Source organism: Serratia sp. 121840015-1 (assembly GCF_053627655.1).
Genome location: NZ_JBSEYF010000009.1, coordinates 21681 through 36539 on the forward strand (window position 1 = coordinate 21681; position 14859 = coordinate 36539).

General features: G+C 53.2%; 17 protein-coding genes and 1 pseudogene. 8 read left to right on the plus strand and 10 right to left on the minus strand.

What is annotated here, in order from left to right:
• Positions 1-118: 118 nt before the first annotated feature.
• Positions 119-1818, plus strand: a pseudogene (locus ACUXAC_RS24920) (Exc2 family lipoprotein); the annotation flags it as partial.
• Between the two features lie 308 nt (positions 1819-2126).
• Here ACUXAC_RS24920 and ACUXAC_RS24925 read toward each other — a convergent pair.
• Positions 2127-2327 carry a hypothetical protein gene (locus tag ACUXAC_RS24925; protein WP_454266964.1) on the minus strand — a complete coding sequence of 67 codons (201 nt, stop codon included), beginning with the start codon at positions 2325-2327 and terminating at the stop codon, positions 2127-2129.
• Between the two features lie 281 nt (positions 2328-2608).
• On the opposite strand from ACUXAC_RS24925, the gene ACUXAC_RS24930 reads away from it, so the two are divergent.
• Both ACUXAC_RS24930 and ACUXAC_RS24935 read left to right on the plus strand, forming a co-directional pair.
• Positions 2609-3187, plus strand: a complete 579-nt coding sequence (locus ACUXAC_RS24930) for a hypothetical protein (protein ID WP_454266965.1) — start codon at positions 2609-2611, stop codon at positions 3185-3187.
• A gap of 648 nt (positions 3188-3835) precedes the next feature.
• Positions 3836-4327, plus strand: a complete 492-nt coding sequence (locus ACUXAC_RS24935; protein ID WP_454266967.1) for a hypothetical protein — start codon at positions 3836-3838, stop codon at positions 4325-4327.
• Positions 4328-4407: 80 nt separating this feature from the next.
• On the opposite strand, the gene ACUXAC_RS24940 is transcribed toward ACUXAC_RS24935, so the two are convergent.
• The 3 genes from ACUXAC_RS24940 to ACUXAC_RS24950 form a co-directional block, all read right to left on the minus strand.
• Positions 4408-4941: a hypothetical protein gene (locus ACUXAC_RS24940; RefSeq protein WP_149570806.1), complete on the minus strand. Its 534-nt coding sequence runs from the start codon at positions 4939-4941 to the stop codon at positions 4408-4410.
• 646 nt (positions 4942-5587) lie between these two features.
• Entirely contained in the window at positions 5588-6196 is a 609-nt protein-coding gene (locus ACUXAC_RS24945) for a type II toxin-antitoxin system PemK/MazF family toxin (protein WP_454266969.1), read from the minus strand.
• 41 nt (positions 6197-6237) lie between these two features.
• On the minus strand, positions 6238-6462 hold the full coding sequence (locus ACUXAC_RS24950) for a hypothetical protein (RefSeq protein WP_454266970.1): 225 nt from the start codon (positions 6460-6462) through the stop codon (positions 6238-6240).
• Positions 6463-6681: 219 nt separating this feature from the next.
• Between ACUXAC_RS24950 and ACUXAC_RS24955 the strand changes: the two genes are divergently transcribed.
• Positions 6682-7368 carry an SOS response-associated peptidase family protein gene (locus tag ACUXAC_RS24955; protein WP_454266971.1) on the plus strand — a complete coding sequence of 229 codons (687 nt, stop codon included), beginning with the start codon at positions 6682-6684 and terminating at the stop codon, positions 7366-7368.
• Between the two features lie 204 nt (positions 7369-7572).
• Here ACUXAC_RS24955 and ACUXAC_RS24960 read toward each other — a convergent pair whose 3' ends face one another.
• On the minus strand, positions 7573-8793 hold the full coding sequence (locus tag ACUXAC_RS24960) for an ISL3-like element ISKox3 family transposase (protein ID WP_000343760.1): 1221 nt from the start codon (positions 8791-8793) through the stop codon (positions 7573-7575).
• A gap of 96 nt (positions 8794-8889) precedes the next feature.
• Here ACUXAC_RS24960 and ACUXAC_RS24965 point away from each other — a divergent pair, with 96 nt between their 5' ends.
• The gene (locus tag ACUXAC_RS24965; protein ID WP_004187425.1) at positions 8890-9324 is read left to right on the plus strand and encodes a LexA family protein; all 435 of its coding nucleotides are present in this window, start codon (positions 8890-8892) and stop codon (positions 9322-9324) included.
• A complete protein-coding gene (umuC, locus tag ACUXAC_RS24970; protein WP_024190314.1) occupies positions 9312-10577 on the plus strand; it encodes a translesion error-prone DNA polymerase V subunit UmuC in 1266 nt (421 codons plus the stop codon). Before ACUXAC_RS24965 ends, umuC begins: the two co-directional genes overlap by 13 nt.
• 122 nt (positions 10578-10699) lie before the next feature.
• Here umuC and ACUXAC_RS24975 read toward each other — a convergent pair whose 3' ends face one another.
• Genes ACUXAC_RS24975 through ACUXAC_RS24995 form a run of 5 tightly spaced genes read right to left on the minus strand, consistent with a single transcriptional unit; the run spans position 10700 to position 13419 of the window.
• Positions 10700-10909, minus strand: coding sequence for a DUF7706 family protein (locus ACUXAC_RS24975; RefSeq protein WP_004187413.1), 210 nt, complete (start codon positions 10907-10909; stop codon positions 10700-10702).
• A 2-nt stretch (positions 10910-10911) separates the two neighbouring features.
• Positions 10912-11130, minus strand: coding sequence for a hypothetical protein (locus ACUXAC_RS24980; RefSeq protein ID WP_004187411.1), 219 nt, complete (start codon positions 11128-11130; stop codon positions 10912-10914).
• 44 nt (positions 11131-11174) lie between these two features.
• Entirely contained in the window at positions 11175-11858 is a 684-nt protein-coding gene (locus ACUXAC_RS24985; protein WP_004206893.1) for a hypothetical protein, read from the minus strand.
• Positions 11855-12127: a helix-turn-helix domain-containing protein gene (locus ACUXAC_RS24990; RefSeq protein ID WP_021526647.1), complete on the minus strand. Its 273-nt coding sequence runs from the start codon at positions 12125-12127 to the stop codon at positions 11855-11857. The genes ACUXAC_RS24985 and ACUXAC_RS24990 overlap by 4 nt, the downstream gene beginning before the upstream one ends.
• Before the next feature lie 17 nt (positions 12128-12144).
• Positions 12145-13419 carry a type II toxin-antitoxin system RelB/DinJ family antitoxin gene (locus ACUXAC_RS24995; RefSeq protein WP_021526646.1) on the minus strand — a complete coding sequence of 425 codons (1275 nt, stop codon included), beginning with the start codon at positions 13417-13419 and terminating at the stop codon, positions 12145-12147.
• 527 nt (positions 13420-13946) lie between these two features.
• Here ACUXAC_RS24995 and ACUXAC_RS25000 point away from each other — a divergent pair.
• Both ACUXAC_RS25000 and ACUXAC_RS25005 read left to right on the plus strand, forming a co-directional pair.
• The gene (locus ACUXAC_RS25000; protein WP_021526645.1) at positions 13947-14303 is read left to right on the plus strand and encodes a hypothetical protein; all 357 of its coding nucleotides are present in this window, start codon (positions 13947-13949) and stop codon (positions 14301-14303) included.
• Entirely contained in the window at positions 14281-14859 is a 579-nt protein-coding gene (locus ACUXAC_RS25005; RefSeq protein ID WP_015062853.1) for a hypothetical protein, read from the plus strand. Before ACUXAC_RS25000 ends, ACUXAC_RS25005 begins: the two co-directional genes overlap by 23 nt.

Consider the following 14859-nt stretch of genomic DNA (forward strand, 5'->3'; position numbering starts at 1 on the left):
GATTGATATCGTACCAGTTATGTGAGACAACGTCAGTAGTGATTTTAACTGAAGCGCAAATGTCATTTTTTACTGTCCGCAGAGCGATCCTCTTACGGACATTATTTTCGGGGTCGGGATGACAACTCGCAACAAAGCGACAGGCAAAAGTGAACGACTGGCAGTTTTAAATAGTGACGAGCAGGAAGCGCTGTATGCTCTCCCGGATTTCGATGATGCTCAGCGACTGGAGTTTCTGGCGCTGGATGAATCTGAACTGGCGCTGGCCTGCAGTCGTCGGGGGCTTCACGCTCAAATGTATTGCATAATTCAGATTGCATACTTTAAAGTCAAGCACTTGTTTTTCCGCTTCGGGTGGGATGAAGTTCCGGACGACTGCAGCTTTGTCCTGAGTCATTATTTTCTCGAGGTATTACTTCCTGACAAAATACCCACTAAGCAAGGGAGCTATGCTCAGCGGGAAAAATCTGCGCGCTGTATGGTTTCCGTCCCTGGTCATCGGCACTGTCTTCAGCGCTTGAACAACAGGCCGCCCATATTGTCCACCGCGATGTCACTCCCGGCTTTGTCGCCACAGAGTTGATCATCTGGCTCAACGCGCACAAAATCATCCGACCTGGCTATAGCACGCTCCAGGAGCTCGCTTTCTGATGAAAGGCAGCGGCTGGGGCGTATCCTGACGGAGCGGCTTGATGACGACACCATGAATGGTCTGAACACGCTGATTGAACGCGATGATACCCTTTCCCGGCTGGCGATCCTCAGGCAGGATGCACGTGATTTCGGCTGGCGTCAGATGGTTCAGGAGCGGGAAAAACGGGCCATACTGGCGCCATTGCACCGCAAAGCCTGCGACATCCTGCCGGCACTGAATATTTCTCAGCAGAATCTGCTTTACTACGCTAGCCTGGCAAATTCTATACCGTTTATGATCTCCGAGAACTGAAGCCCGATCAGACCCGCCTTTACCTGCTGTGCTATGCATGGGTTCGTTACCGCCAATTCAGCGATAACCTGGTGGATGCGATGTTTTTCCATATGAAACAGCTCGAGGATGAGAGCCGCAGCGTGGCCAAACAGCCTCTGGCTGACGTCCAGGAAAAACACCGGCGTGAAACGTCTAAAATCGGACGGCTGTTATCGCTTTACGTTGATGACAGTGTTCCTGATCCCACCACCTTTGGCGAAGTCCGCCGGCGTGCATGGAAAATCATGCCGCGGGAGGCGCTGAAAACCACCTCACAGCGCATGAGTGTAAAACCTGTCAGTAAACTGGCGCTGCAGTGACAGGCCGTGGACGGTATGACGGTATTAACCCGGCGTAACCTGCGGCCATTATTTTTGTCACTCGATCTCACCAGCGTTGTCCACGACAGCCCGTGGGCTGAAGCGCTGAGCTGGCTCAGAATGGTGTTCAGCAAAAAGCAGACGCTTTCACAGCGATCACTGACGGAATGCCCGCCGGGCACATTACCGGAGCGGCTGCGCCCGTATCTGCTGGAGTTAGGTGAGGATGGCGAGCCCACAGGCCTGAACGCCGGGCGCTATGAGTTCTGGCTCTACCGTCAGATAAGAAAGCGTTTTCAGGCGGGTGAATTCCACCTCAATGACAGTCTCCGCCACCGCCATCTTTCTGATGAGCTGACACGGAAAGAAGCAAACAAACGAGCACAATATTTTTACAGCGATGATTTTTTTACATCTTTTAAAAACTACAGCATATTCGCGGGCAAGGAATACAACGCAGCCAATACATCACTAAAATGGCGTAAAGCCATGTCTGAAGAGACATCCGGTGCATACATGGATGGGTATGAGGGCCGTAATTAGCTTTCCTGATAGCTGCACGTCGCAGGGAGGAGCACTAACTTCAATGGGCGCAGCTGCGCCCATTCACGCAGTTGCTGCATGTTGCTCTTACGCGAGTTTTCGTTGGATTGAGCGTCAACCATCCCTATAAAGAAACGGCATCTGATCAAAAAACAACCTTAACGTACAATAATTTTCGATATCCAAACTGACCCCTCGTTCATCCAGCCTCGCTCTTTGAGAGTTCACCACGGTAAAAACGTGTCCACTGCGCTACGTAAAAATTCCCACCATAGCCCTGCAGAGATAGCCAGATTTCACGTAGCGCGATCGGCAGTTTTTTCGGCCAAATCGCCCCCTTTCTTCTGACAGCCATCGCCGACTTTGAAAATTATCGCCGAGAGCGGAGAGAGGATCACGCGGATTAATTCGTTTTGGCTGTCGATGTCAGGGTAGCAAAATTTTCCCTTTTCTGGAAAAAACGCCATTTTGAGGACGAAAATAATGGCACTGGGCATACGCCGAAGAACTAGGGATCACGTCTGTAAACACAACATGTAGTAGCCAATCTCAGCTGTATAACCGCTACATCTTGTGCCTGTGGGGCAGGGCGGGGACGTTGCCGAAAATGCCAGAAATCGGATCTGCGCAGAAAAGGAAAACCACACACCTAAGTCAAACACGCCACTCTGATGCAAAACTAATTACTTGCATCACATCTGGTTGACTGAGAAAAAATACCAGTTATCATTTATTCATCACAAAAAAGGAAACTTTATAAATTCAGGGTGCAAAAACAATGACCAGTGAAAAAGACCTCGACTCGAACAAAACCGCCACGCTGACGGTACGAAACATCCCAGATGATGTAGATGATATGATCACAAAGCAGGCTCGGTCGGCTGGTAAGTCCAAAAGCGATTTTCTGAAGGAGTTTCTGACGGCAGAATTTCAGGATTTACTCAAGAACTTCAGCCGTACCAGCCCGCTGGTATCTCTGATGGACGAGGAACTCGGTAAACAGTCTGGGGTAACCGTCGCCGAACACTGGTTCGAGAACGATATGATCGCGGTGACTAACCACAAATATAAGGCGATATTGAAACTGACCACCCCCGATGATTTGCAGCAGATCATGATGAAGAACATGCCATACCTGCAATTGCGGGCCCGCCAAGTGTTGCACAGCAAGTTTGCTTATGTTCCCCGTGGCTTATCCCTGACATTTTCACTGTTCAGCGAAATTGCAAGCCGTGATGAAGATACGATCCACAGAGCATTCAGCGAGATTTTTTATCTGATTGGCGCGGATAAGTATTATCAAGACATCAACGAGATACGTTCAGTAATGAAGCTTGAACCCGTTGAAAAACACTGAAACGAGAAAAGCCGCCTCGAAGGTGGCTTTTCCGTTACTAACTTATACGCGCGGGTCCGAAGAAATCCGTGCCTTGATGACGTTAATCTAACAAGGTCTTAGGTTAACGTCAACCCCATGATGATCCCACCCCGGAGGGCAGGAATGCAGCTGGAAGACTATATTTCAGCAGAGCGGCTGAAGATTTACGGAAGTACTAAAACTCAAACCCGGAGAAGAGCAGGGGGGATACAACTGGAACAAAGCGCTCTGCAGTGCCAAGCAGCCCTTATTACATTGTCTCGAAGTCACCTTGCGAAATGCCATTGACCACGCCATTCGCCATAATCCACCGCCTGGGGCGATCGATCACTGGCGGACCGACACCAATTGGATTTTTGATTTACCCAGATATATGGGAGATAAGGCGTGGATCCGGCAGGGAAAAAGATACCGTCTCGATAGACATGGCGACATTCAACATCGACACGGGATGCCGGTGTATGACCGCACCGCTTGGGAAGAGGACGGTATTCGCAAAGTGGCTAAACGTATCCGAGACGCGGGAAAATTGCCGACTGCAGAACGGGTGATCTCCGGTCTGGATTTTGGTTTTTGGACAAACTTTCTGACACAGCATTATGACGAGCCCCGCCACCGTAGCCTGTTGTGGCCACATCTTCTCGCAGACGTATTTCCTGGCGCACCAGCAGGGACACCCCGGCATGCGATCGAAAAAAGTTCAGCCGCATACGCGAATTGCGTAACCGCCTGGCACATCATGAAGCCATCTGGAAGTTTCAGGAAACGAACCCACTTACCGGTAAGCCTGATTATTCCCGCCCGATATACGGGCTCAATGCTTCCTTACATTTGCTCCGCCGGTCCTGGGACGACATGCTGGAAGCGTTCAACTGGTTAAGCCCTGTGCGATACGCAACATTTAAAACACAAGGCCATCATGTTCGTTTTGAAACACTGGCATCCGCAGACGGACTCGCAAGCTTCACGGGACGAGAGCAATTGACGCATGCCTTGAATATCCGCCGTAGTCAGGAAATCAGAAAACTGCTGCGAGGATTGCAACAGCAAAAAATAGTCAAACTGACACATAAGCGTCGGATCATTGCCATTATCGGGCCGGACTTCATTCGACGGTGAACTAAAGAGCCATAGATTCCAATTCAGGTCGGTTCGAGAATAGGTAATGGGCGGGGCTAAAGAAAACCCGCCCATAGGATTTAGCTTGCGTTCGAATCCGAGCCAGCTTCGTCATTAGCGGCGTTTTTGAGAAGCTCAAGAACGCCGTCCTTGCCATATTCTTTAACCAGGCGGGCAAGCTCTTTTTGCGCCTGACTTTCCTTCTTACGGCAGGCACTTTCATGACGCTCTTTGAAAACGGCTTCCGGCTCTGCTTTCAACCGTATCTGATCTTCATGGGTGATGAAGAACAAGGACTGTTTTGTGCGATTTCCGACATCCGATTCAGTTTCAACACGACGACTGGAAATGGGAAATGAGTGTTGCTTTTCTAAAGCATGGATCACTGCAGAAGCGCGCTTCACACCATAATCAGCAGGAATTGTATAGCCTGACGTAGTGATCGACTTGTCATCTAACAGCGCAGCAAGCACACAGGCCTGTGTACGATTGAGTGTCTGGACAGTTTCCAGTACCGATGGATGTCCCTCAAAAAAGGAGGCTAACTTGATACGAGCCATCTCGGGCGCGTAGTCGTCAGTGACTTTGCGTTGATTAAAATCTTTTTCTGCCATAGTGAGTTACTCCAATCTAGAACGGATAAACCCAATGCAGAGATGTAAATAAGATTTGCAAGAATGCAAAATCTTCTGGAAATCTACGACAATTAGCCGTAATCTTCCGCCACGGCTTGACCAGATCTGGAAAATTTGGTTGAGCCGCTTCAATCTCTGCATTGGAGCGTGAGCAGCTATCGGGCGGGCCTGAGAAACCTAATTTGCCTGATAGCTGCTTTTTCGTCTCTGGGATCCATGATCACCAGAATCCCAATGCTACCATGTCCCGCCGAAACACACATCTAAATTCTTTCGAAGAAGTACATTTTATGCGCACATAGTTCACCAGAGCGATTATCCGGGGTTTTATCGCTATTTTTGATTGCAGCCAGCTTAACAACAGAAAACGCTTGTGGTGTGTTTTGATGGCCTTTTTTCGACCTGTAAAAAAAACCAGAGGTTTAATTTACAGGTATAGACACTTGACGAACCTCACGAGATAAAGAAGGGTGTCTACGCTGAGCAACAATAAGGGACGGCGGGAAAGGACGGCCAGGATAACGGCGGTGCGTACCCAGCAATTCAATTTAACATAATGCACATTATGTGTACTTTTTTAACATTTTCAGCAACTTACAAAAACCACCAAAGATCTTTATTCGCATCAAAAGTATGAAGAAAAGAATCGGCTGAAAAAGACACAAAAAGACCACCCATAAGGTGGCCTTTTTGCACTACAAAAATTTTGAATTGTTCTATCAAGTTTCTCCTGTAAGGAGTACATACCAACGGCAGCAAGCAACCCCTGATCAAGCGCCTTCATATCGTTACGAGATAACCTTCGACCAAACGATTCATCCCGTCGATAAGTTCTATCTCGGCCTTTATGATCTCTAGACTCAGGAGGAAGGATGCGGGTAGGAGAGACAGTCTGTATCATTTCACACACGGCAAAGCTACGCTTACCAGTATCTAACTCTTTGATATATCGTATAGATTCTGTTTCAAGTTCGAAGATCGCACGATTATATTCATGCGCATCAGGCTCTTTGGATGTTACAGGGACAACCGTAACGCCTCTTCTATCAACTTTGACGACCACCGCAGGCCTTCTCTTATGCATTTCCCCTTCTTGGTGATTGCAAGGGTACATTGCACTCTTAGTTAAACCAGTTTGGAAATTTAGAGTTTGATAAATGTGTCCAAACTCAACGATAACGATAGCGCCTTTTTTTACGAACCCAGCCGCATTCCGTATATCTCTTTTGATCAAAATTTCCGACAGATAGATGTCTTTGCTGACGTCTTTCTCCGTTAACCAAATTCCCCAATGATCAGGTGCAATACCCAGAAAGAACCAAACTCGCCAACGTTTACAAACCTCCCCTGAAAATGCTTTCGTAATAAATATTGGGTGTTTTTATCATTTAAAGGTACAAGAATCTCTTCTATGTTATCGATATGTTCCGTACCCAATATGCGCTCATTGGTTTGATCGTTGGGGTCATACGTTGAGTAACTAATGGAAACAGTGGCCATTCCTATTCCTTTGCCCGTCAATGACGAATAAAAATATCACTTATATATCAAAGCATTGAAACCTATTCAAAGCTTAAAAAGTTAATGATTTAACTAAATCTGAGCGTTACTCATTGGTGGTGTAACAAAGGTTCAATATAACCTCACAATGATGAGTATCTGCCTGAAACTGCCAATATTCTATACTTTACTACCCAGTGCCAAAAGGATCACCTGCCTATGTGTGGCCGCTTTGCACAATTCCATAGCCGAGATGAATTTCTCGCCACCCTGGCGCCTGATATACCGGTTAGCACCGCCGGTGACTGGCATGCACGGTATAACGTCGCCCCTGGCACGCCAGTGCCGGTGTTTCATCACCACGATGGCCAGTTGCAGCTGACGCCGATTAACTGGGGCTATGCGCCGGCATGGTGGCGCGAAGAGGGAAAACCGCCGCTCATCAATGCCCGCGTTGAAACCGCAGAGCACAGCCGGATGTTCGCCCCGCTCTGGAAGCATGGACGCGCGCTGGTGCCGGCATCGGGCTGGTACGAATGGAAAAAGTCGACGGAGAATCCACGGCTGAAGCAGCCCTATTTTATCCGTGGCGCCGATCGTCAGCCGTTGTTCTTTGCGGCGCTGTACGCCGCAGATACCGCTGGCAGCGGCAGCTTTGTCATTATCACGGCCGCCAGTCATGCCGGCCTGGCGGATATTCATGACAGGCGCCCTCTGGCGCTGCCACCGGCCGCCGCGCGCGACTGGCTCAATACCAGCTTAGTTCCGCCCTCTGGCCATATGCAGGCTGACGTGTACAGCCTGCAAGCGGAGGATTTCACCTGGCAACCGGTCTCGCCGGCTGTGGGCGCCGTTCGCAATGACAATCCCTCACTCATCCTGGCCATCGAGGCACCAACGGTCTGAGCGGCGCGTTATCCACAGTTTTGGTGGATATCATGTGTGCAAACACACATGAAGAACGTCAAAAGCTGCAGAGAAAATCACTCAGAAAATTATTATATTACGTCGGATCGCGCTACGAGACCCGGTTTCAGGCTTGCATGGCTGCACGTTTCGTTTATGATTTACTGTATATATATGGGTCTTCCCCGATCATGGTGGGAAGGCTCAGAACGCCATATTCAGCTTTCCGTAGTGGAACATCACCCCCAGTTTAAAGCGCTCCCGGTTTCGGTATCCCCTGGCTTTTATCCTCAGCAGCCTGATCTTGCTGTTAAGTGCCTCCGCATTTCCGTTTGAGACACTGTGTCGCATCGCATTCAGGATCCCGTACAGCCTTTTTCCTATCGTTTTCGCGGCATTTTTCATCATGGGAACGTCACTGTTAGCCGCCAGCGCCAACCATCTCTGCCAGTCACTCCGTCTTTCCTCGCTCCATGGCCTGTTCCAGATATCCTTTGCCAGCTCTTTCAGCGCCCAGCACTGGCTCGTCAGCTTCATCTGTGCACGCAGCCACATCAGCTTTTCCTGCCGGGATTCGGTCATCCACTTATCGCTGTACTGCCACAGGAAGCGGGTTCCTTTTGCCTGGTGTCGGCTTTCAACAGGGAGGTGCGGATGTTCATTCTGACGGGTTTTATCAACTACCTCGCCCAGTTGCTTCGCCACATGGAAGCGGTCAAAGGCGATTTTCTCAACCGCACTGGGTAAGTGGATACGCGCTGCTCTTATATAGCCCGCGTTCATGTCCATTGAGAGCGTTTTGATAGCCAGCAACTGCCCATCAGTGAGCGTGCGAAGATAGCCGGCAAGACTCTCTGTGCCGCGATCATCCGTTAAGGCCAGCGCCCGACCATCGCGATCGGAGATCACCGTTATGTAACGATGTCCTTTTTTAAAGGCGACCTCATCCACATTCATATGACGGGCGGATAATGGCTTTTTTATCCGGGCAAGACCTCGCTTAACTGCCCGGGTCATAATGCCGTCAACCGCATTCCAACTGAGCTTAAGTTGCTTCCTGACAGCATCAACGGTGCTGATTTTCAGCCATGAGAGAACGAACGATTCGAATAGCAACGTATACCGGCTTCCGGGGCCAGCCCACGGAACAGGCAACGTCAGGCAGCCATGCTCCGGACACATAATTCGTGGAACATCGGCTTCAACAATAGTGGTGAACTGGCAGGTATCAAGATGGCGCCATTTACGATGACGGTGATCGTGAACAGAACAGGATTTACCGCAGGTCGGACAGGCTAGCCGGGTGTTTTCAGCGATCTCAATAGTGACAGTAACAGAACCGGCATTTTCATCGAGAGAAAGGGACTTTACCTGCCACGGATCGGACAGGTTGAGAATATGAGCGTAGAGGGACTTTTCGTCCATGGCGGTGACCTCTGGCGATTAAATACACCATTATCATGCCTTCAGCCACCACAACAAGGGAAGACCCATGTATAAACAGTTGTTGGAGGCTAAATTATGGCGCTGGATCTCGTTTATCCCCGGCCTTCAGTGGAAGGTGACGCACTCCCTTTTTTTGCCGAGCCCGTTGCGGCCGGCTTTCCCAGCCCGGCCGCAGGCTATGAGGCCAATGAACTTAACCTGCATGATTACTGCGTGCGGCGTCCGGCCGCAACGTACTTCTTGCGTGTGTCCGGCGATTCTATGCGTGATGCCCGCATTCATGATGGCGATGTGCTGGTCGTCGATCGGGCAGAAGAGCCCCGGCACGGCAGCATCGTGATTGCCAGCATCGATAATGAATTTACGGTCAAGCAGCTGCAGCTCCGCCCTTACCCCTGCCTGATGCCGCTGAATCCGGCTTTTCCGCCAATCAGGTTTGATCCAGAGGCGCTGCAGATATGGGGTGTGGTTACGTTCACTGTCATGAGACACCGCCCGTGTACGCCTTAATCGATGTCAATTCGATGTACTGCAGCTGCGAAGAAGCGTTCCGCCCTGATTTACGAGGTCGCCCTGTGGTCGTTCTCAGCAACAACGACGGGGCGCTTGTTGCGGTCAATCGCGCGGCGAAAGCGCTTGGCGTGCGCCGCGGGGAGCCCTATTTCCGCTGCCGCCGCCTGCTGGAACAGCATAACGTTGCCGTATTCAGTTCCAACTACACCCTTTACGCCTCATTCTCCGCCAGATTTGCAACCGTGGTGGAGAGTCTGGCGCCGCGGACATTTGTTTACTCAATTGATGAGCTCTTTGCGGATGCCTCTCATATGGAGGGAGTGATGACGCCGCAGGCGTTTGGCCAGCTTTTGCGGGCTGAAGTGCTGCGCCAGACAACGCTCACCTGTGGAGTCGGCGTCGCGCCAACGAAGACGCTGGCCAAGCTGTGCAACCATGCCGCAAAGACGTGGCCTGCTACCGGGGGGGTTGTGGCGCTCAGTGATCCTGTAAGACTGAAAAAGCTGATGAGCCTGGTGGCGGCCGGCGATGTGTGGGGCGTTGGCCATCGTACCGAAAAAGGGCTGGCGGCAATGGGGATCAAAACGGCGCTGGCGCTCGCAGAGATGGATATCCGTCTTGCACGCCGGCTGTACGGTGTGACGCTGGAAAGGACCATTCGTGAGCTGCGTGGCGAGGCCTGCTTTGCCCTGGAGGAAGGAACCGGCGCGAAACAGCAGCTTGTTGTATCCCGTTCGTTTGGAGCACGGGTCACGCAACTGGCGCAGATGCAGCAGGCGGTGACTAAATATGCCACACGGGCAGGGGAAAAGTTGCGCCAGGAAAACCGCCTGGCGAAGGTGGTAACGGTCTTTATCCGCAGCAGTGCTTATGACGCCGGCGGTGTGCCCTACAGTAACCAGGCTACGGAAGTGCTTCCCGTGCCAAGCCAGGATACCCGCGACATCATCGCCGCGGCGCAGCTGGGACTGTCGCGTATCTGGCGTGAGGGCGTGCGGTATGCAAAAGCCGGCGTGATGCTCAGCGATCTGCAGGGATATGAAACCCAGCTGGATCTGTTTTCGCCGGCTGCTGTGCGGCCGGGCAGCGAAAAACTGATGGCCACCATCGACAAAATAAACAGGGAAGGAAGGTCAAGGATCTTCTTCGCCGGAGAAGGTATTGATCCGGAATATGCCATGCGCCGTGAAATGTTGTCCCCGGCCTACACCACGCAGTGGAAGGATATTCCCGCGGCGTTTATGCGATAACAGCGATGTGCAGCCGCTCTTGACGGCGGCTTGTTTTCCCTGGTGTCGGGAACATTAAAACCTCTCCTTACTGCCCGCGTGATAGGGTTGTATTTCCGGCTAATTCCAGATAGTCCCGGCCCTTATCGTGGTGCATAGCCCTCTTCAGCCAGTGCTTTCATGATCTGGTTGATTCCATCCATCATCAGATATGCCTCAATATCTGACGTCGCCAGGCCGCGGCAGTCACTGAATCCCAGACGCTTAACCAGTTGCGCCAGAGCCTGCGCTTCTCTGTGTGTCAGTTGTATATTCACTTCAACGGGTTTTTCGTGGCGAATTTCATCTTTCATGGTCAGAGTCCTTTTTTGATGTTTCGTGAAATGTACCAGGCTTCTTTTGCCTGAGCTACAGCCCAGATCCAGACGAGAGTTGACACAATGCACAGCCCCGTCATGTTCCAGAAATGACCTGTCGTATATTCATGGCTATGAAGCAGGAGGCCGGCGCCGGCCGCCAGGCTCATGACCAGGAAAAGGACGGCTGCGCCGGCGTGATAAATGATGCTGAACATGTAAAACCCCCTTCTGGCGACGGTAGCGCCAGTCTCTGTCTGTATTAAATGGTCGCCGCCTGCCGGGCGTCTGCCTGCATCATGGCGTCAATCAGGGCGCCGGCGCAGGCAATATTCAGGCACGTCATGTTCGATTTCAGGGTCGCCATCATGTCCGCGCGGCTTCTTTTCAGAAACGGCTGCAGCGGACCACGATAGCCCTGTGAGGTCACGATAATCAGCTGAGTGGCCGCATCATGCAGTGCCGGCACGCCGGCCAGAATATCCTGCTCAGCCGCGCTGATATACACGGGTGAACCGGCGATCACAAAGCGCTCGTCCGGGCAGCGTTGCATCAGCTCAGCCAGGGAGGCGCAGCGGCCAGCCAGCGGGGGCCGTGCCGTCAGTGAGCCCCAGACGGTCGCCGGCGCGAAGGGCATGGCGTGAAACGTTGCCTCATACGCGACCGCCGGATCGGTATGGTGGCGCAGCCCCAGACCGGCCGACATGGCCCACAGCTCGATGCCCGGCCACCGCGCCGCGATACCGCGGGCACGCAGCCAGTGTGCGCCCCGGTAAAGCTCTCCCGTTTCCAGCACCCTGCCAGGACGGCGGGCAGCCTGGGCGATCAGCCTGTACCAGCCGTCAAAGGCGTCATCAAGGGAAGTGTCGCCCGGAAAAACGGTATCCTCCACGCTGCCCGCCTTGCGCCGGGTACAGGTGGTGATGAGGTGAAGACGTCTGTTCATTCAGGGCCTCCCGGCTCTGGTGCGTCTGTGCCTGCCGCGCGCGGTTCGCCGGGCCGCCGGGCACGAATATCGGGCAGACCCCGGCAGGCATCGTTCCAGTGCGTGCCCCGTTCGGGGTTATTGGCCAGCTTACTGATCCAGGTTTCTGACACATTCCAGCGGCGGGCCAGCTCCTTCTGCTTCCAGCCTTTCGCCCTGAGCAGCGCCCGCCACTCCTGCGGGGAAAGCGGCGCCGCCGTGATGCCGGCCGCATGACAGGTCGTTTTCATCGCGTATGCTCCCGGCCCTAATCCTGCCCCGGCCGTGCCGGCTGGATTTGACGCAGTATTGTTGTTGCCTGCCATCCCGTAAACCCGAAGGTATCGGCCAGTTCGCCGGGCAGTGACGCGGCCAGGCGCGGCAGTTCGTCCGGGGATTCATTGTGAAAGACAAAACTGACCCCCTCATCCCTGATGCGCGACATCAACATTGCAATAAGCCGGTGCGGTCCCTCATGGCTGGCGTATTCCGTGACCTTTTCAGTAAACCGCCGGGGATTGCTGCAGCTGATACCCCGGTCGGCCAGGAACGCCAGAAAGCGCTGCAGGAAACCGGGGAGATCCCTGGCGGTCAGGGCGGGTTTCAGCACCGCTTCTGCCTGGGCCTGTGTGAAGCCAAACGCCGCCGCCAGCTCAGGGGAAAAGTCCGGCGTGTCAGCGCTGGCCTCAAAAATGACGCCATCGTTTATGGCCTGCTGTATGCCAGGGGGCATATTCCCGATCATATTTTCACGCACGCCCCATGCACGGCCGGCGCTTTCGGTCAGTCTCTGCGGATCGCAGCAGCTGACGCCCCGCTCCGCCAGGAACGTCAGGAAACGCTGCAGGACGGCGGCGCCGATCTCGCCGGAGACGGGCGCTTCCCCGGAGGGATAGAAGACCCTGACGTTGGTGTTATCCAGTAAGGCCTGTTCAGCGCCGGCGCCGGACCCGGTGCTTTTTCCGCTCCGCCAGGCCGTATTATTTCGACTGACGATGGCAGGATCGACATGTTCGCTGTCCACGATGCTGTTAATGAACGTCACTGACTGTTCTTCGCTGAAATCAAAGTCGCGCTGTAACAGGGACAGCAGCCTGTCATGCCAGTCATCTTTCACGCGACTGGCGGCATTAACCATGAACGTGACGTTCAGTACACCGGCCAGTAAACAGGCAGCCTGGTCGGCCACATACAGGCTGAAGTACTCCAGTACCGCCTGTTCAAATGCAGCGGGATCGCAGCAGACCACTTCCACAGCTCCCAGCGACTGCAGAAACCGCCGGGTGTTTTCGGTCACAGCGTCGGCGGGATTGAGGGCGATGGCGCGGCCGCGCTGTGACTGGATGTCAAATGTGACGATACGCTCCGTGACGGGCATCCGGCCGTGATCGGCGATGAAGCGGTAAAGCTGCTCCACTGCTTCCGTGGCGGTCATGCCCATTGCCTCCAGACGCAGTTCGGCGCGTTTCTTCAGCTGCTCATCGAGACGCACGGTCAGCTGGGCGTTTTTGGCCCGCTTTTTACGTTCAAAAAAACCGGTCATGCTCCTTCCTTTTTGTACAGTCATTTGGCTTTACATAATGTACAGCCATTTGTACCGCACTTTTGCGCGCGGGACCACATTTTTTCACCGTTGCGGTTTAGCGGTATTCTCCGCAGCGCCGCCACTTATCCACCGTTTCTGTGGATAACGCTATATGTAGTGGCTCCGTCAGCTGAGAACGGCACAAGATATGGTGCCCGCGCACGGCAACCGTGCGACCGTCCCCCTGCCTTCCTCTCCCTGTTGATTTCGCTTTTTTCGGTATTTACGTTTTTTCCGCAATGGCGGCACCGGCGAAAAGGTATTTTCCGGTGGTTGCAGGCGTAAAAGTCACAAGGTGAAAAGATAAGGGGGCGAATCATCCGGCGGGGTAAATCGTGCGGTCGTCATGCAGCGTGATGATTACCGGTGTGTCGCTTCATTGAATTAGCTTTTAGTGCTAAATCTAAATATTTATAATATACGCATGAAACCTAATTTATTAGAGTATGGTTATTCAGTAAACAACGGCAAGCGGAGTGAACGGGATGGAATATGAAGCGTACAAGGTTCGCGACTACGGCTTCGGACTGAAGAAAGAGATCACCGGCGTGCTGGGTCGTTACCCCACGCAGGAAGAGGCGCAGAAGGTCGCGGACGACTACACGCAGGCCTGCCTGCGGGATAACCTGCCGGACAGTTACGATATGGGCATGGTCCGGCCGGTCGCTGCCGGCGAACCTGCTGCCCTCGATCCGGACGTGTTTCGCGGTCCGGGCGCGCCGTTCCTGATGGATGCCGGCCAGATAACCACGGGTCACACGGTATGCCTGGGCAAAGCAGCGGATGGAAAACGGTTTTATTTTGGCGGGGAGCATTCCGATGGCCACCAAACATATAAATGATGAGCTCTGGAATCGCATTGAGGCGCTGACCGTCAAAGCGAACACCATGCATGGGCTGCTGCGGCCGATTAAAGAGGCTGAAGTACTGCATCTTGTCCTGCAGCGTGGCCTGGAGCTGCTTACGGACGACGATCTGCTGCAGCTGGGCAAGTACCGGCGGCCGATTGGATTCGTGCTGCGTCGGCCGGGCATGGAGATGCTGAAGCTGGATACTCTGAGTATGGCTGACGCCGCTACTATCCTCATGCGCAGCGGACCGGCAACGCTGTGCATCTGGAGTCGTGACGATATCCTGCGTCAGGCCGGTGAAGATGTGATCCGCGAACGACTGCCGGATGCAGCCCTGCTGTCGGAGGGGGATGACCGGGCCCGGTTCCAGACGCTGCTGCCCGGATTCTGGAACGCCGCGCACCGGGGGGAAACGGCCGTGATTTCCCTGCGGGCTGACAGTGCGGATTACGCGATTGCGCGTATAACCGATCTGATGTGTGAAGCCCTACTGGGTTATAAAGGGCAGCGGGCCTGGCGGCCAGCTGAAGACGAACAGGGGGAATAA

Coding starts and splice junctions, on each gene's coding strand:
- ACUXAC_RS24925 (WP_454266964.1), bottom strand. CDS start 2,327: ATGCCCAGTGCCATTATTTTCGTCCTCAAAATGGCGTTTTTTCCAGAA.
- ACUXAC_RS24930 (WP_454266965.1), top strand. CDS start 2,609: ATGACCAGTGAAAAAGACCTCGACTCGAACAAAACCGCCACGCTGACG.
- ACUXAC_RS24940 (WP_149570806.1), bottom strand. CDS start 4,941: ATGGCAGAAAAAGATTTTAATCAACGCAAAGTCACTGACGACTACGCG.
- ACUXAC_RS24950 (WP_454266970.1), bottom strand. CDS start 6,462: ATGGCCACTGTTTCCATTAGTTACTCAACGTATGACCCCAACGATCAA.
- ACUXAC_RS24955 (WP_454266971.1), top strand. CDS start 6,682: ATGTGTGGCCGCTTTGCACAATTCCATAGCCGAGATGAATTTCTCGCC.
- ACUXAC_RS24960 (WP_000343760.1), bottom strand. CDS start 8,793: ATGGACGAAAAGTCCCTCTACGCTCATATTCTCAACCTGTCCGATCCG.
- ACUXAC_RS24965 (WP_004187425.1), top strand. CDS start 8,890: ATGGCGCTGGATCTCGTTTATCCCCGGCCTTCAGTGGAAGGTGACGCA.
- ACUXAC_RS24975 (WP_004187413.1), bottom strand. CDS start 10,909: ATGAAAGATGAAATTCGCCACGAAAAACCCGTTGAAGTGAATATACAA.
- ACUXAC_RS24980 (WP_004187411.1), bottom strand. CDS start 11,130: ATGTTCAGCATCATTTATCACGCCGGCGCAGCCGTCCTTTTCCTGGTC.
- ACUXAC_RS24985 (WP_004206893.1), bottom strand. CDS start 11,858: ATGAACAGACGTCTTCACCTCATCACCACCTGTACCCGGCGCAAGGCG.
- ACUXAC_RS24990 (WP_021526647.1), bottom strand. CDS start 12,127: ATGAAAACGACCTGTCATGCGGCCGGCATCACGGCGGCGCCGCTTTCC.
- ACUXAC_RS24995 (WP_021526646.1), bottom strand. CDS start 13,419: ATGACCGGTTTTTTTGAACGTAAAAAGCGGGCCAAAAACGCCCAGCTG.
- ACUXAC_RS25000 (WP_021526645.1), top strand. CDS start 13,947: ATGGAATATGAAGCGTACAAGGTTCGCGACTACGGCTTCGGACTGAAG.
- ACUXAC_RS25005 (WP_015062853.1), top strand. CDS start 14,281: ATGGCCACCAAACATATAAATGATGAGCTCTGGAATCGCATTGAGGCG.